Below are 23411 nucleotides of genomic sequence, written 5' to 3'. Positions count from 1 at the left end.
CCGTTGCACCGCCGTTGCATCCGTCGGTGATGCCGCCCCGCGGTCAGGCCAGGTCGAGCGCGATCGCCGCGAGCCGGCCGTCCGCCTCGGCGCGGGCCGGCGCATCACCGTGTGTGCGCAGCACCCGCCAGGCGGCCGCGTCGTCCCGCGCGTCCGGCAGGTCCAGCCACCGTCGGAGCAGGCCCAGGTCGCCGCGTGCGAGCACGGCCGACCGCAGACTCCCGGCCAACTCGGCCCGAATACGCACCACGCCCGGCGCCACCGAGTTCGGCAGGAGCGGCCCCCGGTACACCGCCAGCGCATCGCTGAGCCGGCCGGAGCGGATCGCGTCGGTGACCTGCGCGGCATCCGAGTCCAGTGGACGCAGCAGGCGGTAGGGCCGCGAGCCCAGGAAATCGGCGCCGATGGTCTTGCGCAGCCGTGAGACCTCGGCGCGCACCGTCACCCCGTCGAGATCGCGCTCGTCGAGCAGCAGCGCCAGGTGATCGGAGGTCAGTCCCGATTCATGACGGCTCAGCAGCGTCAGGATCTCGGCGTTGCGGCCGGTCAGCGGCACGTCCCGGCCGTCGACCTGCAGTGCCGGCCGGGTCGAGAGCAGCCGCAGCCGAGGCGCGCGCGTGGTCTCCGCAGCGGGTGCGGTCAACCGCAGTACGGCGAGTTGCCCCTCCACCGCGAGGGCGGCCGCGCGGACCAGCGCCAGCGCATGCCCGGTCGCCACCGCGGGACCGCCGGTCACGTCCAGCACCCCGATCGCCGCGCGGGTGACCGGATCGTGGATCGGCACGGCGGTGCAGTTCCACCGCTGTGCGCTGCGGGCGAAGTGCTCCGAGTCGGCGATCTGCACTCCACTGTCGACGGCCAGCGCCGTACCGGGTGCGTTCGTGCCCGCCGCCCGCTCACTCCAATCCGCACCGGGGGTGAAGTTCATCCGGGCCGCTCGCCGCAGCACGCTGCGCTCGCCCTCCACCCACAGCAGGGTCCCGTCCTGGTCTGCGACCGCGACCATGGCGCCCGCGGACTGGTCCACCAGCAGTTCCCGCACCACCGGCATCACCGCTGCGAGCGGGTGCCGGGCACGGAGCGCTTCGAGGGTCCCGCGGCCCGACGGTGCCTCCCCGTCCGGGTCCACACCGACGGCGCGACTGCGCTGCCAGCTCTCAGCGATCAGGCGCCGCAGCTTCGAGGTGCGCAGCGCGGCATCGTCGACCGTCCCGTCGACGAAGTCACGGTGCAGCGCCGCGAGCGTGGAAGCGCCGCTCACCAGCCCGGATCGCCCACCATCTGCACACTGAGGTACGACGGGTGCTCGGGCCCGATCAGCACCGTCTGCTTCCCGAACCGGGTGCGCAGCAGATCCGGAACGGTGGCCAGGTACCGCGGCACACTGCCCGCGTACACGTCCACCCGCAGCCGGTGCCCCTCGTCGAGCAGGGCGTCGGTGGGAACCACGTCGATGTCGAGTTCGGTGACCTCACCCGGAACCACCGGCTGCTTCGCGGACCAGGTCAGCGGGTGGAAGGCGCCCAGGAGCTCACCGTCGACGTCGAACAGGCTGCGGTCGGCGTCGACGGCCCGGTTCGAGGCCATCAGCGCGCCGCTGGAGAGAACCGTGGAGGTGCCGTCCGGGGCGACGTCGTTGACGGTCACCGACCAGATCGCCTCGGCGCCCTCGCACCGGGTCACCAGGTGCACGTTGATCGAGCCGCTGAGCTGTACCGGTACCGCCACCGGAGGAGAGGTGAAACAGATCGCACCGCGCTCCTGGATGGCCGCGTTCTTCAGCGCGGGTACGGCCTTGGTGGTCCCGGCCAGCACCTGGGTCAGCTCGGGGGAGGCGAAGCCGCGCAGGTCGATGCGGGTGGACGCGCACGAACGCCGTCGCGCCGGGACAGTGGCCAGGCCACCGTCGTACTTGGCGTGCGCGGCCGTGCCCGACGATTCCGGGGTGGCGTACAGCCGGCGGGTACGGGCCCCGGCGCGGGGGAACGACTCCCCGGCGGTCCATCCGCCGCACTGTTGCTCCAGGACCACGGGCCCGTACCTGTCCACACCGTTGTCGATGCCCTTGAGCCAGCGGTCGTACCAGGCGCGTTCGAGCACGTCGATCCGCGGCGGAGACTGCGGACCGCCGAAGCCGGAGCCCATGTCCACGTGGAATCCGTCGATGATCAGCATCTGTTTGCGGCCGGCCGGCAGGTTCAGCTGCGAGTAGATCCGGGGCGTGCTGCGACCGAACAGGTCGTGCCAGCCGCCCAGCAGGAACGTGGCGGCGGTGATCGTCTCGATCTTCGGATTCCGCTCGGTGAAGTAGGGGTTGTCGTTGACGCGGGGATCGCGGCCGGTGAGCACACCGGTGGCGACCGAGGCCATCTCGGTGGCGGGGGAGGCCACCCGGCTGTGCAGCCAGCGGAAGACGTTGCCGTTGACGGTGTCGCGCAGCAGCGTGCGCGGGTTGTAGAGCCATTTGAGCGCGTTCACCGCACCCAGCCAGAGCGGGATGAACAACGAGGGCAGGCCGCCGGTGATGTAGATGTCGCGGACGATGTCCTCACTGCCCTCGATCGCGAAGACGGCGTCGAGCCCCTCCGGGGCGTGTCCCGCCGCCTGCAGCGAGTTGATCGCCGAGTACGACCATCCGCCCATGCCGAGCTTGCCGTCGCACCAGGACTGCGCGCGGGCCCAGGCCAGCGCTTCCACCGAGTCCTGCTGCTCGCGGGGGCCGAGGATCTGCCAGACGCCGTGCGAGGTGCCGGTGCCACGGACGTCGATGATGACCTGCACGTATCCGCTGCGCACCAGGCGCCGGTTGATGCCGAAGCCCTGCAGCAGTCCGCCGGAGAAGTCGACGGTGCCGCCCGAGAGCGTCTTCGACGCGTTGGTCAGGGCGGGGCCGACGAACGCGGCGTGCGTGGTCTCGTCGATCGCGTCGATGATCATCCGGTTGTACGGGTTCAGGTTGAGGATCGCCGGATAGGGCCGGTCCACCGGGCGGCCGTCGATCTCGGCGGGACGGACGACGGTGGCCCGGAGCACGACGCCGTCGGAGATGGGGATGTCGACATTGCGGTCGATGTGCACCCGCGGATAGGTGAGCCGCCCGTCGACCGCCTCGCGCCAGGCGAGGGCATCCGCGCCGCCGGTCGGGTCTCCGAGCGGGAGCGTGTGTTCGACCCGCTGATGGTGCGCGCCACCGGTGGGCGCGGGCAGCGCGGGTCCGCGTTCCCAGAGCGGGAATCGGACCCCGGACCGATGCGCTTTCGCTCGGCCGGAACGGCTGGTCGCCATGGCAACCCCTTTCATCTACCCACAACCTAGAACACAGTGACGAACCTCACAAACACGGGGTCGGCGTCATTGCCGATCCGATGCAGAACAGTTGCACGATGCACCCGAATTCGGACATCCGGCACGACGGTCCGATCGTGGCGACGGATAAGCTCGGTCCCGCACGTTCCGTTCGAGAGATCCGATCCCCGGAGGTACCCCATGTCGCTGACCGTCACGCTCCTCGATCCCGCACGCCAGCCGGCTGTCGTCGCCGATTTCGCGTCGGTGGTCGAAGCCGAGGTGAGCGACAAGAGCGGGCTGTCCGGCACCGTCATCAAGGGTGCGTACGGCGCGGTCAAGAAGGCCTCGCCGTCGGTGATCGAGTCCGCCCTGACCAAGCTCCTTCCCGATTTCGCGGCCGCCCTGGACCCGTTCTGGAGCGAGTTCTCCGCACAGGGCCCGGGCGACTTCGGGCAGTTCCTGGCCGCACGCGGTGACGCCGTGGGCGACGCCCTGCTCGCGGTTACAGACCGGCGCGCCGAGTCCACCAGCCAGCCCGTGCTGCGCAAGGCCTACCAGAGCCTGCGCGGCAAGGCCAAGGAGAACGTGATCGCTGCACTGCCGCGGGTGGGTGCAGCGGTGCAGAAGAACGCCGCCTGAGACCGATCGCGGAGAGGCTGTAGCGGCTCGGCGCGCTGCGGGGTTTACCGTAGAGGTGTGAGCAACCCTTCAGGCGTCGAGCGCGCAGCCACCGTGATCACCGGGGCGAGCTGGCCGAGGATCCTCACCTGGAGATCGGCCGACGGCAACCTCCTCGAATCGGTTCGAGTGCAGGTCACAGGTGATCGGATCAAGGCCTACGGCCGCATCATCGCGGCACCGTCGGCCACGAACCCGGCGTTCAACGCCTCCTACGACCTGGTCACCGATGACGAAGGCGTCACCAAGCGGCTCTCGGTGCACGCGCTGACCGCTGCGGGCGAATCCCAGGTGACCATCGCCCGGGACGGCGAGAACCACTGGCTGGTGCAGGGCGCGCAGGGCGCCGAGCGTGGATTCTTCTCCGGTGCACTCAGTGTGGACGTGCTCAAGTCGGCGTTCTTCAACGCGCTGACCATCCGCCGGTTCGATCTGCAGAGCCACCCCGAGGAGGTGGACGTGCCGGTGGTGTACGTCGACCTGCCGAGCCTCCAGGTCAAGGAGACGGTGATCAACTACGCCGGCGCCGCCGACGGCATCACCGTGATCTCCCCGATCTCCAGCTCGAGGGTCTCCGTCGATGCCGACGGCTTCATCCTGGACTACCCGGGCCTGTCCAGCCGGGTCGACTGACCCGTCATCCGGGCGTCCGCCACCCGGACCCCCGGCGTCGTCGTCGCTACCGGTCGAGCGCGGTGACCACACCGCCGGCGTGACCGGCCTCGCGCAGCGCCCGCTGCCAGCCGTCCCCGTCGAGCACCGGGACGAACGGGGTCCGGCGCACGGCCTCGTACCGCTTGCGGGCCGCGTATCCGCGCTCGGTGAGAGCGCCGACGGTGCCCTGCTCGGCCAGTTCGGTACGCACCGCGATCAGGTCGGCGATGGTGTCGTCCAGGGCGTCCAGCAGTGCCGGGGCGTTCGCCTCGCACATCGCGTTCACCAGTGACGGTGCGGTGCCCGCCACCCGTGTGACGTCCCGGAAACTGCTCGCGGCCAGGCTCCGCGCCAAAGGGGCCGCCGCCGGATCGGACTCGGCCACCGCCGCGACCGTCTCGGCCACCAGGTGCACCGAATGCGAGATCCGGGCGACCGCATCGTCGTGCTCGGCCGAACCGGCGGGCACGATCACCGCCCCGCAGTCCAGTCCCACCCCCGCGGCCAGCCGCCAGGCCTGCGCCGGCGTCGCGTCGTCGGCGGTGACCACCCAGATCGCCCCGTCGAACAGGCTGGGGTCGGTGGCCTCCCACCCGGAGTGCGCGGTACCGGCCATCGGATGCCCGCCCGCGTACCGGTTCGTCAGACCGGCCTCGGCGACCCGCCGTGCCACCGCGCTCTTGACACTCACCGCATCGGTGAGCCAGGCCTGCGGGGCGTGTTCGGCGACGGCGGCGAGCACCCCGTCGAGTGCGGGGACCGGCACCGCGATCACGATCACGTGGCCCCCGTCGTTCGCCCGGCGCAGTGTGGCGGACAAGTCCGATGAGGCGTCGAATCCCGCCGCGGAGGCGTCGTCGGCAGCCGCGGCCGACCGGTTCCATCCGTACGCCGGACGCCCCGCCCGGCCCAGGGCCCGCAGGATCGAGCCACCGATCAGGCCGAGGCCCAGGACGCACACGGGGACACCGGAATGGGGAGCACGCTGCACGGACACGCTCCCAGCGTTGCACAGCCGGCGACCGATGCCGGAGGAGGCTCCCGCGGCGACGCGATTGCGGATACCGTTTCACCCATGGCCGCACAGACCTCCCCGGAGCGCTACGACGACACCGACGGCTACGCCGTGGCCGTGACCCGGGAGGAGAACTTCTGGACCGTGCAACTGCTCGACCCCGGGGCGCTCGGCAGCGTGGAGAAAGCGGAGCGCGAGCTCAAGGCCCTGCGCGCCGCGGGTGCGGTGTTCGGGCTGCTCAACGTGGACGACGAGTACTTCGTGATCGTGCGTCCGGGACCGTCCGGAACCCGGCTGCTGCTCTCCGACGCCACCGCCGCCGTCTTCGACGAGCTCGCGGTGCAGGCCCTCGAACGGCTCAACGTCGACGTGCCGGACATCGATCCGGAGGAGATCGAGGACACCGACCCGTGGCCGGAGGGCGATCTGGGGATCCTCGGTGATCTGGGGCTGGGGGAGCAGGAGCTCATCGTGCTGCTCGCCGATCCGGACCTGTACCCGGACGAGCAGCTGCAGGTGATCGCCGAGCGATTGCAGTTCGACGCCGAGCTCGGGGCGATCCTCGACTCGCTGGGCTGATGCGTCTCGATCAGGAGCGGGCGGTGATGGGCTTCGCGCTCGAAGCCGCGACCCTGGCCGGACCGGACGACGTGCCGGTGGGCGCCGCCGTCCTCGGGCCCGACGGTGCCGTTCTCGCGCAGGCGGGAAATCGTCGGGAACAACTCGGTGACCCGACGGCGCACGCGGAGATCCTCGCGATCCGGGACGCGGCGCGCCGGTTCGGTGACGGCTGGCGGCTCGGCGGGTGCACGCTGGCGGTCACCCTGGAGCCGTGCGCGATGTGCGCCGGAGCCCTGGTCTCGGCGCGGATCGAGCACCTGGTGTTCGGTGCGTTCGAGCCGAAGACCGGCGCGGTGGGTTCGGTGTGGGACGTGGTCCGGGACCCGCACGTGACCCATCGGGTGACGGTGCGCGGCGGCGTCCGGGAGGCCGAGTGCGCCGCGCTGCTCACCGACTTCTTCGCGCCGCATCGGGCCTGACCTGCCGATTTAGCCGTGAGGCCACCGTCCGGTAAAGTACTCCGACGGTGGCGTGTCCGAGCGGCCGAAGGTGCAGCACTCGAAATGCTGTGTGCGGTAACCCCGTACCGAGGGTTCAAATCCCTCCGCCACCGCCGAGGGAAGACCCTCTCCGACGCAGGTCGGAGAGGGTCTTCTCGTTTCTCGTGCCGGTGCGCGGCGCGGGGTCACTGGCTGGTGAAGAACCCGATCGCCTTGTCGCCGTCGGCGCAGCGCGCCAGCATGTCCGGGGCCTTCGGGAAGGTGCAGGTCCAGCCGGAGACCGTGGCCGGCTGGCCGGTGGCGATCTTCGGGCTGAACTCATCCGCGATGCGCATGGCGGCGGCGCAGTCGACCTGCGCGGTCCCGAGTGCGTGCACGTAGAGTGCGCCGTCGGGCCCACGGGTCTGCCCGCACGACGGTCCGCGCGCCTCGGCCGGTGCTGACACCGATGCGGACGACGGTGCGGCGAGGGTGCCGGATGGCGGCGGACCGGCGTCCGTCGAGCTGGTCGAGGGACTGCCGCAGCCGGCCAGGATCAGGCCGCACGCAGTGACTGCTGCGACGGACGTGACTGACGTGGTTACCTGCGTGAATGCGGTCACGAGCGCCGATTCTACCGCGCACCCGGTGATTGAACTCACAAAAGTGCCGGTCAGCGATATTATTGCCGGTGGCAACAATCGGTACACTCGACAGCGACCTGTATTGCACGCCTCATCGCGCCCCGACGACTCGGAGTACTCGAATGGCATTGTTCCTGTACCGGTTGGGCAAGTTCGCCTACCTCAACCGATTCAAAGTCATCGCTGCGTGGCTTCTGGTGTTCGTCGGCATGCTCGCCGGTGGTGCTCTGCTGAGCAAGCCGACGGTCGACAACTTCTCGCTGCCCGGCCTGCCGTCGGCGAAGGCCACCGACATCGTCACGGAGAAGTTCGGTAGCGCGGGTGAGGACCCGTTCACCTCGGCGTCGGCGACGATCGTCTTCCACGCCACGAAGGGGAAGTTGACCGATCCGGCCAATGCCGCTGGTATCGATAAGACGCTCGCCGAGATCAAGGCGCTCAGTAAGGACGTCGACGGGCGGAAGGTTCCGCTGGTCAAGGACCCGGAACTGCTGTACAACCCGACCGGCGAGCTCGATCCGAACGCTCTGACCCCGGATCAGCGCAGCAAGCTCGAGGTGCTCACCGCGCAGCAGAAGGACATCGCCTCCACCAAGTCACCGCAGCAGAAGGACGCCGACGCCAAGGCCGTCTCCGCGGTCAGCCCGGACGGCAAGACCGCGAAGGTCACGGTGAACTTCGTCGACAAGGTCACCGAACTGCCGAAGGGCCTCGCGAAGGACATCACCGAGGCCCGGGACGCAGGTGTGTCCGTGTCGAACGGCAGCCTGCAGGTCGAGGCCGACGGTTCCGCCGCCCGCGGCGCCGAGGACCTGGGCATGACCAGCGAGATCATCGGCATGATCGTCGCCGCGATCGTGCTGGTCATCACCTTCGCCTCGCTGGTCGCCTGGGGCCTGCCGCTGCTGAACGCGATCATCGCGGTCCCGGTCGCCATCGGCGGCGTCATGATCGCCACCCGGTTCGTCGAACTCGGCACCTTCCCCACGGTCCTGACCTCGATGATCGGCCTCGCCGTCACCATCGACTACGCGCTGTTCATCGTCTCGCGCTACCGGCACGAGCTGCGACGCCTGGGGGCCACTACCCGTGAGCAGCGCGCTGAGGCGGCGGGTATCGCCGTCGGCACCGCCGGCACCGCGGTGATCTTCGCGGGCCTGACGGTGATCATCGCGCTGGCCGCGCTGGCCTTCATCGGTATGGACTTCCTCGGCCAGATGGGTGTCGCCGCGGCCTGGGGCGTCGCGATCGCCGTCGTCGTCGCGCTGACCCTGTTGCCCGCGCTGCTCGGGCTGTTCGGCTCGAAGGTCTTCGCCGGCCGGGTCAAGGGCCTGCACCCGCAGGACACCGACCAGGGTGACGGCCGCACCGCCAACGGGCTGCGCTGGGCGAACCTGATCAAGAAGGTGCCGGCGGTGACGCTGGTCGCGGGTATCGCGGTGCTCGGCATCCTCGCGATCCCGGTCAAGGACATGCAGACCGCGCTGCCCGGTTCCGGGATGAGCGAGAAGAGCACGTCCGAGCGCAAGGCCTACGACCTCATCTCCGACGCTTGGGGCAAGGGCGCCAACGGCACCCTGATGGTCGCGCTCGACGGGTCCGGGGCTAGGCCGGACCAGCGCCTGCGCGCCTATGCGCAGATCGTCGAGAAGATCAACACCGATCCCAGCATGTCCAAGCTGGTGGCGAATGCGCAGATCGGGCAGCTCGCCCCGGACAATGCGGCGGCGACCGTCGTCGTCACCCCCAAGGGGGGCGCCAACGATTCCCAGACCAAGGATCTCGTCACCAAGCTGCGCGCACTGCCCAACGGGCAGAACGGCACCGCGCAGCGGTTGAACGTGGATCTCGGGGTGGCCGGGAACACCGCCATCGAGATGGACATCTCCGACAAGCTCGGGTTCAAGAAGGGCGGCGTGCTGCCCGTCTACCTGGGCATCGTGGTGGGTCTGGCGTTCCTGCTGCTGCTGATCGCCTTCCGCTCGATCCTGGTGCCGCTCACCGCGGCCCTGGGCTTCCTGCTCTCGGTGGTCGCGACCTTCGGCGTGACGTCGGCGATCTTCACCGACGGTGCGCTCGGCCTGATCGACAACACCCAGCCGCTGGTGTCGTTCCTGCCGATCTTCCTGATCGGCATCGTCTTCGGCCTCGCGATGGACTACCAGGTCTTCCTGGTCTCCCGGATGCGCGAGGAGTTCGTGCACACCGGGGACGCCACCCGGTCGGTGATCACCGGGGTGCAGTACGGGGCCCGCGTGGTGACCGCCGCCGCGATCATCATGATCTCGGTGTTCGCCTCGTTCATCCTCAACGACGCGGTGTTCATCAAGGAGATCGGTTTCGGTCTGGCCGTCGCCGTGCTGTTCGACGCCTTCGTGGTGCGGCTGGTGATCATCCCGTCGATCATGATGCTGCTCGGCAAGTCGGCCTGGTGGTTGCCGAAGTGGCTGGACAAGATCCTGCCCAACGTCGATATCGAAGGCGAGGCGCTGGTCGCTCAGCTTGGCCGCAGCGGCGCCGCCGGTTCCGCGCCCGATACCGCCGAGATCCCTGCGCCGACCGAGCCGCTGGTGGCGGTGCCGGCCACCACTCCGATGCCGCTCGGGGCGGAGCGGGTCAGCATCAACGGTCACGGCGCCCAGCGCCCGGCGGATGCGCCAACCGCGCCGATGCCGTTCACCACACCGGACAAGGCCGCGCTCACCGGTGCCGGAGCTGCTGCCGGTGTCGCAGCAGCCGCGGGGGCCTTCGGTGCGAGCGACGCGCCCACCGAGCAGCGCCCCGTCGAGCAGGTCGACGGCGCCGATGCCGCGTCCGTGCAGGACACCGGGGAGTACCCGGTCGCCCGGCCGGGTGTCGCCCCCGAGGAGCACACCGTCACCGGTCCGATCCGCACCCGTGAGCGCGGTGACCGGACCACAGCCGAGATCGCGGAGCTGCGCGAGCAGAACCGGGCGATCGCCGCGGAACTGAGCGCGCTGCGTTCGGATTACCGGTCCATGGCCGGCCGTACCCGTCTGCAGAGCGAGCACGTCAGCGATCCCACGCACTTCGAGATCGAAGGCCGACTGGAGGGCCCGGACGGTCCGCTCGGCCGCGCCGGCCGGCTGCTCACCCCGCACGGCGAGATCCTCACGCCGGCGTTCATCCCGGTGGCCACCAAGGCCACGGTGAAGACGGTGCTGCCCGATGCCGTGGAGGACCTCGGTGCGCAGGCGGTGCTGGCCAACGCCTACCACCTGTACCTGCAGCCGGGTCCGGAGATCGTGGAGCAGGCCGGTGGCCTCGGCGCGTTCATGAACTGGGACGGTCCCACCTTCACCGATTCCGGCGGTTTCCAGGTGATGTCGCTGGGCTCGGGGTTCAAGAAGGTCATCGACATGGACGGTTCCTCCGGGGAGGAGCCGCTCGGCGACGATGCGATCGCCGAGGGCAAAAATCGCCTCTCCCGCGTGGACGACGACGGTGTCACCTTCCGCAGTCACCTGGACGGGACCGAGCACCGGTTCACGCCCGAGGTGTCGATGCAGATCCAGCACCAGCTCGGTGCCGACATCATCTTCGCCTTCGACGAGCTGACCACCCTGCACAACTCCCGCGACTACCAGGTGCAGTCGCTCGAGCGGACCCGCCTGTGGGCGCGTCGCTGCCTGGCCGAGCACAACTGGCTCACCGCGCAGCGCCGCGACGCGGTCTCGCTGTGGGGTGTGGTGCAGGGCGCGCAGTACGAGGACCTGCGCCGGAAGGCCGCCAAGGACCTGCGGGCACTCAGCGACGAGGACCGGATGGCCGGCGGTCTCGGCTTCGGTGGCTACGGCATCGGCGGTGCGCTGGAGAAGGCGAACCTGTCGACCATCGTCCGCTGGGTGAACCAGGAGCTCGAGCCGAACAAGCCCAAGCACCTGCTGGGCATCTCCGAGCCGGACGACATCTTCGCCGCGGTGGAGCAGGGCATCGACACCTTCGACTGCGTCTCTCCGTCGCGGGTGGCCCGCAACGGCGCGATCTACTCACTCGACGGTCGCTACAACGTGACCAATGCGCGGTTCAAGGCCGACTTCCAGCCGCTGGACCCGGACACGCACAACGAGACGTCGCAGTACACCCGCGCCTACATCCATCACCTGTTCAAGGCCAAGGAGAGCCTCGCGGCCACCCTGTGCACCATCCATAACGAGCAGTTCATCGTCTCGCTGGTCGCGAAGATCCGGCAGTCGATGCTCGACGGCACCTACTGGGAGTTCAAGGAGGAGTTCCTGGGCCGCTACTACAAGGGCACCCAGCAGCACCTCGCCAAGTCCGACTGAGCGATGCGGGTCCGCGACGGCCGGCATCCGAGTGCTGCGGGCGTAAGATCGTGCCATGTCGCATGTGGTGGCCCTGCCGGTCTGCGATGGGATGACCCTGTTCGAGTACGGGATCGCCGTGGAGGCGCTGGGCTTCGCCTGGGGTGATCTGACGCTCGGCTACGACGTCCGTGCCTGCGGTCCGGCCGACGGTGTGCACACAGTCGGCGGCGCGGTACTGCGGCCGGGTTACGGACCGTCCGAGATCGCCACCGCCGACACCGTGATCGTCACCGGGGTCACCGATCCGCGGCGCCATTCGAATCCGGAGTGGACCGAGCCCTTGCGTGCGGCCGCCGCTCGCGGTGCGCGGATCGTCTCGATCTGCACCGGGGCGTTCGCGCTCGCGGAGGCTGGGCTGCTCGACGGGCGCCGTGCCACCACCCATTGGCGGTACGCCAGCCTGCTGCAGCACCGGTTCCCCCGGGTGCGGGTCACACCGTCGGAGCTGTACGTCAGCGACGGTGGGATCACCACCGGCGCCGGGTCCGCCGCCGGGCTGGACCTGTGTTTCACCTTGATCCGGGCCGACCACGGGCCGGAGATCGCCAATGAGGTCTCCCGCCGGATGGTGGTCGCGCCGAACCGCGACGGTGACCAGTCGCAGTTCGTGACCATCGATGCGCTGCATCCCGACGTCGACGCCACGTTCGCCGACTTCCTCGAAGCCGTGGCCCGATCCCTGGACACCGTCAGCGGGGTGGACGATCTGGCCGACCGGGCCGGGGTGTCGCGCCGCACTCTGCACCGGCAGTTCCGCCGGCACACCGGTTCCGCGCCCCTGGAGTGGCTGGTGCGTCAGCGCGTGTACCGGGCGATGAGCCTGCTGGAGACCACCGACGAGCCGGTGACGGCGGTGGCCTCTCGGTCCGGCTTCGAGGCGGAGGAGACGCTCCGTTACCACTTCAAACGGCAGACGGGTCTGAGTCCGTCGGTCTACCGGGATCGGTTCCGCGCCCGCCACGGCGTGGCCATATCTTGAAGAATATTGGCATTCTGGCCACGGTGGAAGGTGAGCTGACCGCCGTAGCGTTCCCTGCATGACAGCGGAACCGAATGCAGATGATCGTGGACGCCACCCGTTCGCCTGGGTACTGGATGTGATAGGCGGTGTGGCAGCGGCGAATTCGGTACTCCACGGCGTTCGTGTTCCCGTCGGGCACCGCTCCCGTCCTCACACCGGCAGGGTCCAGGGCTGCAGCGGCAGCGACCGCGGATCGAAACCGGCCAGCATCTGCTGCGGGGTGCTCCCCGCCAGCCCCAGGCTCGCCGCGATCTCCGGCAGCACCACCGACGGTCCACCGCGCTCGGCGAGGGTGACCGCACCGTCGCGCTTGGCCAGACGGACGCCGGTGGGGCCCAGCACCATCGGCACATGTGCGTACCCCGGCGCGGTGCCGCCGAGCAGCTCCGTCAGGTGCGCCTGCCGCGGCGCCGAGGCGAGCAGATCGTCTCCGCGCACGACTTGATCGACGCCCTGGGCGGCATCGTCGACCACTACCGCCAGGTTGTAGGCGTAGGTCCCGTCGCCGCGGCGGAGCACGAAATCGTCGACCGCTGCGGTGTACCGCCCGTGCAGTTCGTCGGTCACGGTGAACGTATCCACCCCGGAGCGCAGGCGCACCGCGGCCGGCCGTTCCCTGCGGCGCTGCGCCCGCTGCGCCTGCGTCAGATTCCGGCAGGTCCCCGGGTAGGCACCCTCCGGAGCGTGCGGTGCCGACGGTGCCGCCAGGATCTCCCTGCGGGTGCAGAAGCACTCGAAGGTGTCCAAGCGCTCCAGCGCAGCCGCGTACAGCTCGGTCCGTTCGGACTGCCGCACCACCGCACCGTCCCAGTCCAGGCCGATCGCGGCGAGGTCGGCCAGTTGGCGGTCCTGCGCACCGTCGGCCGTGCGCCCGGTGTCGAGATCCTCGACGCGCATCACGAACCCGCGTCCGGTGGACCGGGCGAACAGCCACGCCAACAGCGCGGTGCGCAGATTGCCCACGTGCAGATCGCCCGACGGGCTCGGAGCGTACCGGCCTGATGTCATCGCTCCAGCGTACGAGGCGCCTACCATCGATCGTGTGGACCTGCCCGTGAACCCGCCGCTGGACCCCATGCTCGCGAAGGCCGCCAAGGAGGTGCCCGCCGAGGGCTACTCGCACGAACCGAAATGGGACGGATTCCGTGCCCTGGTCTTCCGCGACGGCGGCGAGGTGTTCATCGGCTCCCGCAGCGGCAAGGACCTGGGCCGTTACTTCCCCGAGGTGGTGGCCGCAGTACTGGAGGAACTGCCGCAGCGATGCGTCCTCGACGGTGAGATCGCCGTGCCCGTGCACCGTGAGGGCCGCAAACGACTCGACTGGGAGTCGTTGTCGGCGCGGATCCACCCGGCCCGATCTCGGATCGACCGGCTCGCCGAGCAGACCCCGGCGATCTTCATCGGCTTCGATGCTCTCGCCCTGGCCGAGGTGGACCTGCTGGGCCGCCCCTTCGCCACCCGCCGCGAGGTCCTCGAATCCGCGTATGCGGGTACCGGGACCTGCAAGATCAGCCGCGTCACCACCGACGCCGAGGCGGCCGCGGACTGGTTCGAGCGGTTCGAGGGCGCCGGGCTCGACGGGGTGATCTCCAAACGCGTCGACGGGACGTACCTGCCGGGTAAGCGGGAGATGATCAAGGTCAAGCACGCCCGCACCGCCGAGGCGGTGGTGATCGGGTACCGGCCGCACAAGTCGCAGCCGAACGCCGTCGGATCGGTTCTACTCGGGCTCTACCAGGACGAACGGTTGCTGCCGATCGGTGGAATCGGCGCCTTCACCGCCGCCAAGCGCGAGGAGTACCTGCGGCTGCTCGAACCGATGCGCACCGCCGACTCGGTGCAGGGCGAGCCGAACCGCTGGGCCACCCCGGAGAAGACGGGGGAGTGGGTGCCGGTGCGGCCCGAGCTCGTCGTCGAATTCGACTACGACCAGATGGAGGGCATGCGACTGCGGCACACCGCGAAGTTCCGGCGCTGGCGTCCGGACCGGGAACCGTCGAGCTGCGGCTACGACCAGCTCGACGTGCCGGTGAACTACGACCTCGACGACGTCCTGCAGGAGGGGAAGTAGATGGCCAAGACCCCGGCCGCGGAAGTGATCGTTCGCGGGCCGGACGCCGAGGAACGCGCGGTTCGCATCTCCAGCCCGGACCGGATCGTCTACCCCGCCACAGACACCACCCCTGAGGTCACGAAACTCCAGGTGGCGCAGTACTTCGCCACCGTCGGCGAGCCACTGCTCGCGGCGATCGGTGATCGGCCGACGGCGCTCGAACGCTGGCCCGGAGGGGTGCATCCGGGTGGACGGCTGGCGCACGGACCGCAGGACAGGGACGGTGACGGTTTCTATCAGAAGCGGATGATGAAGGGGGCGCCCCCGTACGCGCAGACGGTGCGGATCGCCTTCCCCTCCGGCCGGCCCGCCGACGAACTGTGCCCGAGCGAACCCGCGATCGCGGTGTGGTGCGCCCAGATGGGCACCATCACCTTCCACCCGTGGCCGGTGCGCAGCGGCGATGTCGACCACCCGGACGAACTGCGGATCGACCTCGACCCGCAGCCGGGCACCGATTTCCAGGATGTGGTGCGGGTCGCGGGTGCCGCCCGGGAACTCGCCGACGACCTCGGCCTCCGCGCGTACTGCAAGACCTCCGGCAACCGCGGTGTGCACGTCTTCGTCCGGATCGCGCCGCGCTGGGACTTCGTCCAGGTGCGGCACGCCGCGATCGCCTTCGGTCGGGAGCTGGAGAAGCGCGACGACGGCGTGACCACCGCCTGGTGGAAGGAGGAGCGCGGTGCCCGGATCTTCGTCGACTACAACCAGAACAGCCGCGACCGCACCATGGCCTCCGCGTGGTCGCTACGCGCGGTGCAGGGTGCCACCGTCTCCACGCCGCTGAGCTGGGAGCAGCTGGCGGATCTGTGTGATCCGCGCGAGCTCAATCTGTTCACGGTGCCCGAACGGCTCGCTGATGGAGATCCGTGGGCGGAAATGGACCTGATCGCCCATGATCTGACGCCGCTGTTGGAGAAATGGGAGGCGCACCCCGTCGAACTGAACTACCCGCCCGACTATCCGAAGATGCCGGGGGAGCCGCCGCGGGTGCAGCCGAGCAAGAAGGTGGCCGAGCACTGGGACGCAGCGGGTAACCGGATCGGATAGCCAACTCGGTCACACGCGGGGTTCACGTCGTTCTGGTATGCACGGAGCATGCGTTCACGCCGCCACTTCACTGCTGCCCTGGTCGCCGTCCTCGCGGGCGGGTCGCTCGCCGCCTGTTCCTCGAACGCCGCCGAGGAGGTGCCGACCCTCGACCTCAAGACCGCGGTCAGCACCCCGGTCACCATCACCCCCGCACAATTGGCCCGACTGGCCCGTGGCGGCGCCGTGGTCGACGTCAAGCCCACGCCGAACGGCACCGTCGACGCTGCGAAGGGCGGGGCGCTGGTGTTCAAGCCGAACCCCGGTTTCACGGGAGCGGTGCAGCTCAAGGCCATGGTCTCTCCCGCGGTCTCGCTGTTCTCCTCGGAGATCCCGCCGATCGCCTCGATCGGCGGTGTGTCGATCGACGGCAGCGGGTACGGCTCGGCGTGGACGCCGGTGCCCGGCACACCGGACGAGTTCTACGGACTCACCGACCGCGGCCCGAACGTCGACGGTCCCGAGCCGGGGCAGAAGGTGTCCGTCACCCCGGACTTCACCCCGCAGATCGGCCGGTTCAAGCTCGCCGACGGCGTCGCGCAGTTGCAGAGCGTGATCAAGCTCAAGGGTCGCGACGGCCGTCCGATGAACGGCCTGAACGACACCGCGGCACCCACCGGCGAGAAGATGCTCGACCTCGACGGGCGCGATCTCCCGCCGACTGACCACGGCATCGACTCCGAGGGGCTGGTCGCCATGCCCGACGGCTCCTTCTGGGTCTCGGACGAATACGGCCCGTTCCTGATTCACTTCGACGCCAACGGCCAGGAACTCGAGCGGCTCGCGCCGGGCAAGGGACTTCCCGAGGTACTCGGCAGCCGCACCCCGAATCAGGGCATGGAGGGTCTGACCATCACCCCCGACGGCACGAAGCTGGTCGGCATGATGCAGTCTGCGCTCAACGTTCCGGGGATGGGCGGCAACGCCAAGGACGTGGCCACCACCCGGATCGTGACGATCGACCTCAAATCCAAGGAGGTCAAGCAGTTCGCCTACGTCCTCGACAATCCGCAGAAGACGAAGAAGGCGGTTTCGGAGATCACCGCGATCTCCAACAACGAGTTCCTGGTCGACGAGCGCGACGGCAAGGTCGCCCCGGGTGCCAACAAGACGATCTTCCGGGTCAACATCGACGGTGCCACCCCGCTCGGCGATGTGAAGCCCGAAGTGGTCGCCGGGGTCAGTACCGCCGCCGAGGCGGAGGCCTCCCTGCGCGCGGGCGAGATCACTCCGGTCAAGAAGACGGTGGCCCTGGACCTGACCGGGCTGATCGACAAGCTGAACCCGGCCGGCAAGTTCTACGGTCACGACAAGGTCGAAGGGCTGGCCTCCACCGACGGCGGCAAGACCATCTACATCGCCAATGACAGCGACTTCGGTCTGGCGGGGATCGCCGGCCCGAAGGCACCCTTCCAGCTCAAGCCGAAGATGCTGGCCAACGGCCTGCAGGACAGCCTGGAGGTACTCCGGGTGGATACCACCAAGCTCAGCGAGCCCGTGGTGGAGCGCACGATCACCGTCACCGTCGGATGAGCTGAGGATCAGGCCGCCGGGGCCGTCACCAGCGCCTTGTCGGAGGTGCCGGCCGAGTCGGTGGAGCCGGTGGAGCCGGTGGAGTCGGCCGCGGAGGTGCCGGAGTTCACGGTGACCGAACCGGTCTTGCCGGTCTTACCGCTCTCCGAGTTGCCGGACGTCTTCTCCGCGGTGGCATCGGTGGCATCGGTGGTGCCGGTCGAGGTGGGCTTCTGCGTGGGGGAGCCCGGCGACGGGGTCCTGGTTCCGGTGGCGGTCGGGGTCGATGCCGCTGACGTCTCCGCCGGCGATGCCGTCGGCGTCGAGGACGCCTCGGCGGAGGGATCGGCGGTCGAACCGGAGGTCGAGCCGGAATTCGCACCGGGCGTCGGGGTGGCGGTGCGGGCCAGGCGCAGCAGCGAGGCGTCGTTGCCGCCGCTCGTCGGTGCGGTGCTCGGGGCCGACGGTGCGGCGCTCGTCTCGGAGGGCTTGGAGGCCAGGTACTTCGAGGCGTCGCCAGTGCCGCTCGCGGCTTCACTCACGCCCTTGACGGTTGCCGTCAGCAGATCGATTCCGAGCGTGAGCGGGTTGATCGCGGGGTACGCGCCGAACGGGGTCGCCCTGCCGTAATCCGTACGGTCGTAGCCGGTCTCGATGAGAACACGGGCCACGGGCGAGACGAGATCGATGAACGGACGCACGATCGCGGTGGTCCCGGTGGACGCGCCGAGGTCGAGCAGCGGGAACATGATCGGCAGGATCTTCGCGGGCAGTGTCACGTAGCGGGTGTCACCGCTGACTTGGCAATAGGTTGCCGCGGAACAGTTCTCGGTGGCGGCCTGCACCGCCGCCTGCACCTCGGCGGGCGTGTAACCGATGGGGGTGGCGGAGGCCGGGTCGTCCCCCTTGGGGGCGATGTACTTGCCGTGGACGTACCAGAAACCTGCGAGAGCGTTCGCGGTGGCCAAGAGGTTCGCGGGGTACCGAGGGAAGTCGGTCACACCGTCGTACATGAACGCGACGTCGGTGGTGTTGACCGGACGGGTCGCGGTGCCGGTGTTCGTCGGAGTCCCGGGGCCGAACGTGACGTCGAGGATGGGCACGTGACCGAGGAAGGACGGGCGGGTGAACAGGCCCCCGTTGGGACGGCTGGCGTTGCCGATGAGCACGAACGAGACGTTCTCGGGCACACCTCCGGGCTGCTCGCTGATCTGCTTCTTGACGGTGCCGGCCACCGTCGCGCCCTGCGAGTAGCCGAAGATCACCAGCGGGGAGGTCTTGTCGGCCGCGCCGTACACGTCGCTCAGGCTCGTGACGCCGCTCGCCACGGAATCGTCCCACTTGGCGCCTTGCAGCCCGCCCCAGCCCTTGAGCGGGATCGGCCAGAACTCGGCGATGTACGGCACGGGCGTGGGGGTGCATCCACCTGCGGCGCAGGCCCCGGTGGGTGCGACGTAGTAGCCGATCGCATTCTCCTGGTAGCCGCGCACCAGAGAGGGATTCTTGGTGGCGGTGCCGGGGACCACGAGCACGGTGGTCGCAGCCCAGGCGACCGCCCCGGTCAGAGCGGTGCCGAGAGCCAGCGCAGCAGTGCTGACCAGCGCGATCAGCGCGGTGACCAGCCGGCGGGAACGGGGCTTCGCAACGGATTCGGGCATGGCTCACTCGGCTTTCGGCAGCACTGGGAGGACGCGATTTCGCGCTCAGTGTTCCACAGACCGGGCGACTACAGGCGGCGAAGACGTCAATCCCTCACGGGGCAGCCGCGATCGGCGGTGGTTCCCGTTCAGTGCGACGACCACCGGATTCCCGGTCGGCTTCTGGTGGGAACAGAAACGGCCGCGACCTGTTTCGATGCAGGTCACGGCCGCTTCCGTGTGGCGGAGGATAGGGGATTTGAACCCCTGAGGGCTATTAACCCAACCCGCGTTCCAGGCGAGCGCCATAGGCCACTAGGCGAATCCTCCGTGGACCACTGTAGACGACGACCCCCGTCGACCCAAAAGCGGCAGGACCCGTATACTGGTCGACGGACTCCGCGCGGCGTCCATCCTGTGAACTCCCCCAGGGCGGGAACGCAGCAAGGGTCAACGGGCTCTGGCGGGTGCGCGGAGTCCCCTTTGTGTCCGGGTCTACCCGCGGAGGCGTGCCGTTGTCCACGTATGTGTCCATGAGTCCCGCCGAACTCGACGAGGCGCACGCCGACCTGTCCGCGCGGTACGAGAAGCTCAAGGCCGCGGGCCTCGCGCTGGATCTCACCCGCGGAAAGCCCGCCCCCGATCAGCTGGATCTGTCGAATCCGCTGCTCGCGCTGCCCGGTGAGAACGACTACCGCGCCGCAGACGGCACCGACACCCGCAATTACGGCGGCCTGGCCGGTCTGCCCGAGATCCGCGCGATCTTCGCCGACCTGCTCGGTATCCCCGTGGCCAACCTGTATGCGCAGAACAACTCCAGCCTGGAGATCATGCACCGCCTGATCACCACGGCCTGGATCCACGGCACCGTCGACGGGGAGCGTCCGTGGGCGGCCGAGAAGCAGGTGAAGTTCCTGTGCCCGGCCCCCGGCTACGACCGTCACTTCGCGATCACCGAGGAACTCGGCATCGAGATGATCGTGGTGCCGCTCAACCCCGACGGCCCCGACATGGCCGTGGTCAAGGAACTCGTCGCGGCGGATCCGGCGATCAAGGGCCTGTGGGCCGTCCCGAAGTACTCCAACCCCACCGGTGCGGTGTACTCGCAGGAGATCACCCGCGAACTGGCGTCGATGCCCACCGCTGCGCCCGACTTCCGGATCTTCTGGGACAACGCCTACGCGGTGCACCCGCTGGAGGGTGACGCCCCGTCGGACCCGGACATCCTGGGAATGGCCGCCCAAGCCGGCCACCCGAACCGTCCGTACGTGTTCGCCTCGACCTCCAAGATCACCTTCGCCGGCGCCGGTGTGAGTTTCTTCGGTGCCTCTACCGACAACCTCGGCTGGTACGGCAAGCATGTGGGGCTGACCTCCATCGGCCCGGACAAGGTCAACCAGTTGCGGCACGCCCGGTTCTTCGGCGACGCCGACGGTGTCCGGGCGCACATGCGCAGGCATCGAGACCTGCTCGCCCCCAAGTTCGCCCGGGTCCTTCAGATCCTGGAGGAACGGCTCGGCGGTGCCAAGGTCGCTTCCTGGAGCGAGCCCAAGGGCGGCTACTTCATCAGTCTCGATGTGCTCGACGGGACCGCCGCGCGCACCGTCGAACTGGCCAAGGGGGCCGGAATCGCCCTGACCGCCGCGGGCGCCACCTTCCCGCTGCGGCACGATCCCACCGACAGCAACATCCGTCTGGCCCCGTCGTTCCCCGGTATCGAGGAACTCGAGACCGCTATGGACGGTGTCGCGACCTGTGTACTCTTGGCTTCTGCTGAAAAGTTGATGCGCAAGCCCGAGTGATCTCGGCCTGAGCAGGAGGATCACGCCGGTGGCGGACGGAATCAGCCGGCGGTTCCCCCGGCAGTGGTGGGTTTTGGCGCTGTTCGTCGCCGCGGCCGGTATCGCGGTGTGGCAGCAGATCGTGCGCATCCCGTTCTCCACGCCGATGTACGGCCTGTTCCACAATCAGATCGATTCCGAGGTCTACCGGCAAGGTGGTGCGATCGTCGCCCGCGGCGGCGACGGACTGTACGACGGTGCGCTGCTCAACGAGATCCTCCCGTTCACCTACACCCCGTTCGCGGGGGTGCTGTTCGTACCGTTGAGCTGGATGTCCTCCGACGTGCTCCGCTGGGTGTGGACCGCGGCGGTTCTGCTGGCGTTGTCGGCCTGCATCATGATCGCGCTGCGGCTGGCCGGTTTCGCCCGGGACTGGCGGCTGTACGCCGTGGGAGTGAGCCTGACGCTGGTGGCCACGGTGCTCGAACCGGTGCGCACCACCATCTGGTTCGGGCAGATCAACGTCTTCCTGATGCTCCTGCTGCTGTGGGACCTGAGCCGGCCACCGGGTTCACGGTGCAAGGGCTTCAGTATCGGCATCGCCGCCGGGATCAAACTGACTCCGCTGTTCTTCCTGGCCTACCTGGTGGTCACCCGGCAGTGGCGGGAGGTGCGCAACGCCCTGCTGGCGCTCGCGGGAACCGTCGCCGTGGGCTTCCTGGTGATCCCGCAGCAGTCCCTGCAGTACTGGTCCGGGACCTTCCTCGACGCGAACCGGGTGGGGGAGCCGAACCAGGTGGGGAACCAGTCCATCAACGGCCTGATCGCCTACCTCACCGATGCCGAGAAACCGTCGACCGTGGCCTGGCTCGCGGTCGCCGTCCCCGCCGCGCTGGCCGGGCTGGCCGTCGCGGCGTGGGCGCACCGACGGGGCGCGGTCGCGCTGGCGATCATCGTCGTCGGGATGACGGCCTGCGCGATCTCCCCGTTCTCCTGGGGCCACCACTGGGTGTGGATCGTGCCGTTGCTGGCGCTGCTGCTCAGCGGTGCACTCCTGGTCGCGGATCCGCCACGCCGGATCGTTCTACTGCTGGCCGCCGCCGGCCTGGTCGCTGCCACGTTCATCTGGGTCACCTACTTCCCGGGGCTCCGGCCCGCCGGAGTCGACGACGTGGACAACACCTACGCCATCGGCATATTCCTGCGGCCGATGTCCGAGCCGGTGCTCAAGGCCCTGGCCGGCGGGGTCTACGTGTGGACCTTCGCGGCCACGCTGATCGGTTCGATCTGGTACCTCGCCCGTGCGGACCGGCAAGATCGTGCAGCCTGATCGAGCCGACGAACACCGCCGGCTGCTGGCCTACCTCGGCGCCGCCATGATCGCCGGCGGGCAGCCGGTGCACGAGGTGGAACAGGAGCTCAGGGCCGTCGCCACTGCACTCGGACATCCGCTCGCCCAGGTCGGCGCCACCCCCACTGGACTGACACTGACCCTCGAACCCGGCGCCGGGGCCACCTTCGAGGCGATCGACGGTCCCCTGCGCATGGACCATTCGGCGGAGGTCGCGCACATTCGGCGGGAACTGGCCGCCGGGACGCTCGCACCGGCCGAGGCCTTCGGCCGGCTCGGTGCGCTGCGTTCGCTGCCGCACCGCTACCCGCAGTGGGTACAGGACCTGTCCTGGCCGGTGATCGCCGTCGGCATCGCGATGCTGCTGCAACCCGGCTGGGCGAACACGGCTGCGGCCGCGATCGGTGGCGTGGTGGTGATGCTCCTGGTCAAGCTCGCCGGGCGGGTGCGGGTAGCGGCGACCCTGTTGCCCACGCTCGCCGCGTTCGTCGTCTCCACCGGGGTGTTCGCCGCCGCGCAGGCGGGCCTGCTCGACGGTCCGTTGCGCACCCTGCTGGCGCCGCTCGCGGTCCTGCTGCCCGGTGCGCTGATGGTCACCGGCATGTCCGAGCTCGCCGCCGGTGCCATGGTCGCCGGTAGTGCCAGGCTCACCTTCGGCACCGTGCAACTGCTCATGTTCTCCCTCGGTGTGCTCAGCGCGACCGCGATCCTCGGCGTCGGACCGGAGTTGCTGGTCAATCACCGGGTGAACGAATTGGGATGGTGGGCACCGCCGGTGGGCCTGCTGGTGGTGTGCGTGGGAGTGTGCCTCAACGAAGGGGCGTCGATGCGCCTCCTGCCACCGATCGTGGCGGTGGTGCTGGCCGCTTTCGGTGCGCAACTGGCCGGGCAGGCACTGTCCGGCGTGGTGCTCGGCGGCTTTCTGGGTGGCATCGCCGGAAGCCTGGGGGCGACGCTGGTCGCGGCGGTACGGCCCACGCTTCCCCGGCTGGTGGTCTTCCTACCGGCGTTCTGGGTGCTGGTGCCGGGCAGCCTCGGGCTGCTGTCGGTCACCTCGCTGGGTATCGACCCGGGGCAGGGTGCGCGGACGGCGATCGGGGTGGCTGCGGTCATCTGCGCGCTGGCACTGGGCCTGCTGTTCGGTACCGCGCTGGCGCAGGCAGCCCTTGGGCGACTTCGCCGCATGTGACCGAATTGTTCACCCGGCGACAAGTGCATGTTCAAATGCGCATGATCGTA

18 protein-coding genes, 2 tRNA genes, 1 other RNA gene and 1 pseudogene are annotated in these 23411 nt (G+C 69.3%); 15 read left to right on the top strand and 7 right to left on the bottom strand.

Annotated features, from left to right (window positions below; all coding sequences use genetic code 11):
* Positions 1-43: 43 nt before the first annotated feature.
* A complete protein-coding gene (locus tag ACYVHG_RS07995) occupies positions 44-1264 on the bottom strand; it encodes a GAF domain-containing protein (protein WP_461166952.1) in 1221 nt (406 codons plus the stop codon).
* Positions 1258-3285, bottom strand: coding sequence for a CocE/NonD family hydrolase (locus ACYVHG_RS07990; RefSeq protein ID WP_461166861.1), 2028 nt, complete (start codon positions 3283-3285; stop codon positions 1258-1260). The genes ACYVHG_RS07995 and ACYVHG_RS07990 overlap by 7 nt, the downstream gene beginning before the upstream one ends.
* A gap of 201 nt (positions 3286-3486) precedes the next feature.
* On the opposite strand from ACYVHG_RS07990, the gene ACYVHG_RS07985 reads away from it, so the two are divergent.
* Both ACYVHG_RS07985 and ACYVHG_RS07980 read left to right on the top strand, forming a co-directional pair.
* Entirely contained in the window at positions 3487-3927 is a 441-nt protein-coding gene (locus ACYVHG_RS07985) for a DUF6918 family protein (RefSeq protein ID WP_461166860.1), read from the top strand.
* A gap of 57 nt (positions 3928-3984) precedes the next feature.
* On the top strand, positions 3985-4599 hold the full coding sequence (locus ACYVHG_RS07980; protein WP_461166859.1) for a putative glycolipid-binding domain-containing protein: 615 nt from the start codon (positions 3985-3987) through the stop codon (positions 4597-4599).
* Positions 4600-4645: 46 nt separating this feature from the next.
* Here the strand turns inward: ACYVHG_RS07980 and ACYVHG_RS07975 are convergent, their stop codons facing one another.
* Positions 4646-5611, bottom strand: coding sequence for a prephenate dehydrogenase (locus ACYVHG_RS07975; RefSeq protein WP_461166951.1), 966 nt, complete (start codon positions 5609-5611; stop codon positions 4646-4648).
* Between the two features lie 84 nt (positions 5612-5695).
* Between ACYVHG_RS07975 and ACYVHG_RS07970 the strand changes: the two genes are divergently transcribed.
* The 3 genes from ACYVHG_RS07970 to ACYVHG_RS07960 all read left to right on the top strand — a co-directional run bounded on the left by ACYVHG_RS07970 (position 5696) and on the right by ACYVHG_RS07960 (position 6809).
* A complete protein-coding gene (locus ACYVHG_RS07970) occupies positions 5696-6214 on the top strand; it encodes a tRNA adenosine deaminase-associated protein (RefSeq protein ID WP_461166858.1) in 519 nt (172 codons plus the stop codon).
* Positions 6214-6675 (top strand): nucleoside deaminase, encoded by a 462-nt coding sequence (locus ACYVHG_RS07965; protein WP_461166857.1) that lies wholly within the window; start codon positions 6214-6216, stop codon positions 6673-6675. The genes ACYVHG_RS07970 and ACYVHG_RS07965 overlap by 1 nt, the downstream gene beginning before the upstream one ends.
* Before the next feature lie 46 nt (positions 6676-6721).
* Positions 6722-6809: transfer RNA gene (locus tag ACYVHG_RS07960), tRNA-Ser, on the top strand.
* Between the two features lie 72 nt (positions 6810-6881).
* Here the strand turns inward: ACYVHG_RS07960 and ACYVHG_RS07955 are convergent.
* Positions 6882-7298: a hypothetical protein gene (locus tag ACYVHG_RS07955; RefSeq protein WP_461166856.1), complete on the bottom strand. Its 417-nt coding sequence runs from the start codon at positions 7296-7298 to the stop codon at positions 6882-6884.
* Between the two features lie 143 nt (positions 7299-7441).
* Here ACYVHG_RS07955 and ACYVHG_RS07950 point away from each other — a divergent pair.
* The 3 genes and pseudogenes from ACYVHG_RS07950 to ACYVHG_RS07940 all read left to right on the top strand — a co-directional run.
* Positions 7442-9829: pseudogene (locus ACYVHG_RS07950) on the top strand (MMPL family transporter); the annotation flags it as partial.
* 489 nt (positions 9830-10318) lie between these two features.
* Positions 10319-11626, top strand: a complete 1308-nt coding sequence (gene tgt, locus ACYVHG_RS07945) for a tRNA guanosine(34) transglycosylase Tgt (RefSeq protein ID WP_461166950.1) — start codon at positions 10319-10321, stop codon at positions 11624-11626.
* A 55-nt stretch (positions 11627-11681) separates the two neighbouring features.
* Positions 11682-12647 carry a GlxA family transcriptional regulator gene (locus ACYVHG_RS07940; RefSeq protein WP_461166855.1) on the top strand — a complete coding sequence of 322 codons (966 nt, stop codon included), beginning with the start codon at positions 11682-11684 and terminating at the stop codon, positions 12645-12647.
* A 192-nt stretch (positions 12648-12839) separates the two neighbouring features.
* On the opposite strand, the gene gluQRS is transcribed toward ACYVHG_RS07940, so the two are convergent.
* The gene (gene gluQRS / locus ACYVHG_RS07935) at positions 12840-13697 is read right to left on the bottom strand and encodes a tRNA glutamyl-Q(34) synthetase GluQRS (RefSeq protein ID WP_461166854.1); all 858 of its coding nucleotides are present in this window, start codon (positions 13695-13697) and stop codon (positions 12840-12842) included.
* A gap of 34 nt (positions 13698-13731) precedes the next feature.
* Between gluQRS and ACYVHG_RS07930 the strand changes: the two genes are divergently transcribed.
* From ACYVHG_RS07930 to ACYVHG_RS07920, 3 genes are read left to right on the top strand one after another with little or no spacing between them, the layout of a single operon-like run.
* Positions 13732-14760: an ATP-dependent DNA ligase gene (locus ACYVHG_RS07930; protein WP_461166853.1), complete on the top strand. Its 1029-nt coding sequence runs from the start codon at positions 13732-13734 to the stop codon at positions 14758-14760.
* Complete coding sequence (locus ACYVHG_RS07925; RefSeq protein ID WP_461166852.1) at positions 14761-15852, top strand: DNA polymerase domain-containing protein; 1092 nt, start codon at positions 14761-14763, stop codon at positions 15850-15852.
* Between the two features lie 48 nt (positions 15853-15900).
* Positions 15901-17424, top strand: coding sequence for an esterase-like activity of phytase family protein (locus tag ACYVHG_RS07920; protein ID WP_461166851.1), 1524 nt, complete (start codon positions 15901-15903; stop codon positions 17422-17424).
* 8 nt (positions 17425-17432) lie between these two features.
* Here ACYVHG_RS07920 and ACYVHG_RS07915 read toward each other — a convergent pair whose 3' ends face one another.
* Together ACYVHG_RS07915 and ACYVHG_RS07910 are read right to left on the bottom strand one after the other, a co-directional pair.
* The gene (locus ACYVHG_RS07915) at positions 17433-19061 is read right to left on the bottom strand and encodes a PE-PPE domain-containing protein (protein ID WP_461166850.1); all 1629 of its coding nucleotides are present in this window, start codon (positions 19059-19061) and stop codon (positions 17433-17435) included.
* Positions 19062-19281: 220 nt separating this feature from the next.
* A tRNA-Ser gene (locus ACYVHG_RS07910) sits at positions 19282-19370 on the bottom strand.
* A 61-nt stretch (positions 19371-19431) separates the two neighbouring features.
* Between ACYVHG_RS07910 and ffs the strand changes: the two genes are divergently transcribed.
* From ffs to ACYVHG_RS07890, 4 genes are all read left to right on the top strand, one after another.
* Positions 19432-19526: signal recognition particle sRNA small type (ffs, locus tag ACYVHG_RS07905), an RNA gene on the top strand.
* Between the two features lie 47 nt (positions 19527-19573).
* Positions 19574-20842: an aminotransferase class I/II-fold pyridoxal phosphate-dependent enzyme gene (locus ACYVHG_RS07900; protein ID WP_461166849.1), complete on the top strand. Its 1269-nt coding sequence runs from the start codon at positions 19574-19576 to the stop codon at positions 20840-20842.
* A gap of 28 nt (positions 20843-20870) precedes the next feature.
* A complete protein-coding gene (locus tag ACYVHG_RS07895) occupies positions 20871-22151 on the top strand; it encodes a glycosyltransferase 87 family protein (protein WP_461166848.1) in 1281 nt (426 codons plus the stop codon).
* The gene (locus ACYVHG_RS07890) at positions 22141-23361 is read left to right on the top strand and encodes a threonine/serine exporter family protein (RefSeq protein WP_461166847.1); all 1221 of its coding nucleotides are present in this window, start codon (positions 22141-22143) and stop codon (positions 23359-23361) included. Before ACYVHG_RS07895 ends, ACYVHG_RS07890 begins: the two co-directional genes overlap by 11 nt.
* Positions 23362-23411 lie beyond the last annotated feature (50 nt).

It is taken from the genome of Tsukamurella serpentis (assembly GCF_054780975.1).
This window is presented reverse-complemented; position numbering and strand designations above follow the sequence as displayed.

What these genes read in the sequence shown, in the direction of transcription:
- ACYVHG_RS07900 (WP_461166849.1), top strand. Translation starts at nt 19,574, where the DNA reads ATGAGTCCCGCCGAACTCGACGAGGCGCACGCCGACCTGTCCGCGCGG.
- ACYVHG_RS07990 (WP_461166861.1), bottom strand. Translation starts at nt 3,285, where the DNA reads ATGGCGACCAGCCGTTCCGGCCGAGCGAAAGCGCATCGGTCCGGGGTC.
- ACYVHG_RS07920 (WP_461166851.1), top strand. Translation starts at nt 15,901, where the DNA reads ATGCGTTCACGCCGCCACTTCACTGCTGCCCTGGTCGCCGTCCTCGCG.
- ACYVHG_RS07970 (WP_461166858.1), top strand. Translation starts at nt 5,696, where the DNA reads ATGGCCGCACAGACCTCCCCGGAGCGCTACGACGACACCGACGGCTAC.
- ACYVHG_RS07925 (WP_461166852.1), top strand. Translation starts at nt 14,761, where the DNA reads ATGGCCAAGACCCCGGCCGCGGAAGTGATCGTTCGCGGGCCGGACGCC.
- ACYVHG_RS07915 (WP_461166850.1), bottom strand. Translation starts at nt 19,061, where the DNA reads ATGCCCGAATCCGTTGCGAAGCCCCGTTCCCGCCGGCTGGTCACCGCG.
- ACYVHG_RS07965 (WP_461166857.1), top strand. Translation starts at nt 6,214, where the DNA reads ATGCGTCTCGATCAGGAGCGGGCGGTGATGGGCTTCGCGCTCGAAGCC.
- tgt (WP_461166950.1), top strand. Translation starts at nt 10,319, where the DNA reads ATGGCCGGCCGTACCCGTCTGCAGAGCGAGCACGTCAGCGATCCCACG.
- ACYVHG_RS07985 (WP_461166860.1), top strand. Translation starts at nt 3,487, where the DNA reads ATGTCGCTGACCGTCACGCTCCTCGATCCCGCACGCCAGCCGGCTGTC.
- ACYVHG_RS07940 (WP_461166855.1), top strand. Translation starts at nt 11,682, where the DNA reads ATGTCGCATGTGGTGGCCCTGCCGGTCTGCGATGGGATGACCCTGTTC.
- gluQRS (WP_461166854.1), bottom strand. Translation starts at nt 13,697, where the DNA reads ATGACATCAGGCCGGTACGCTCCGAGCCCGTCGGGCGATCTGCACGTG.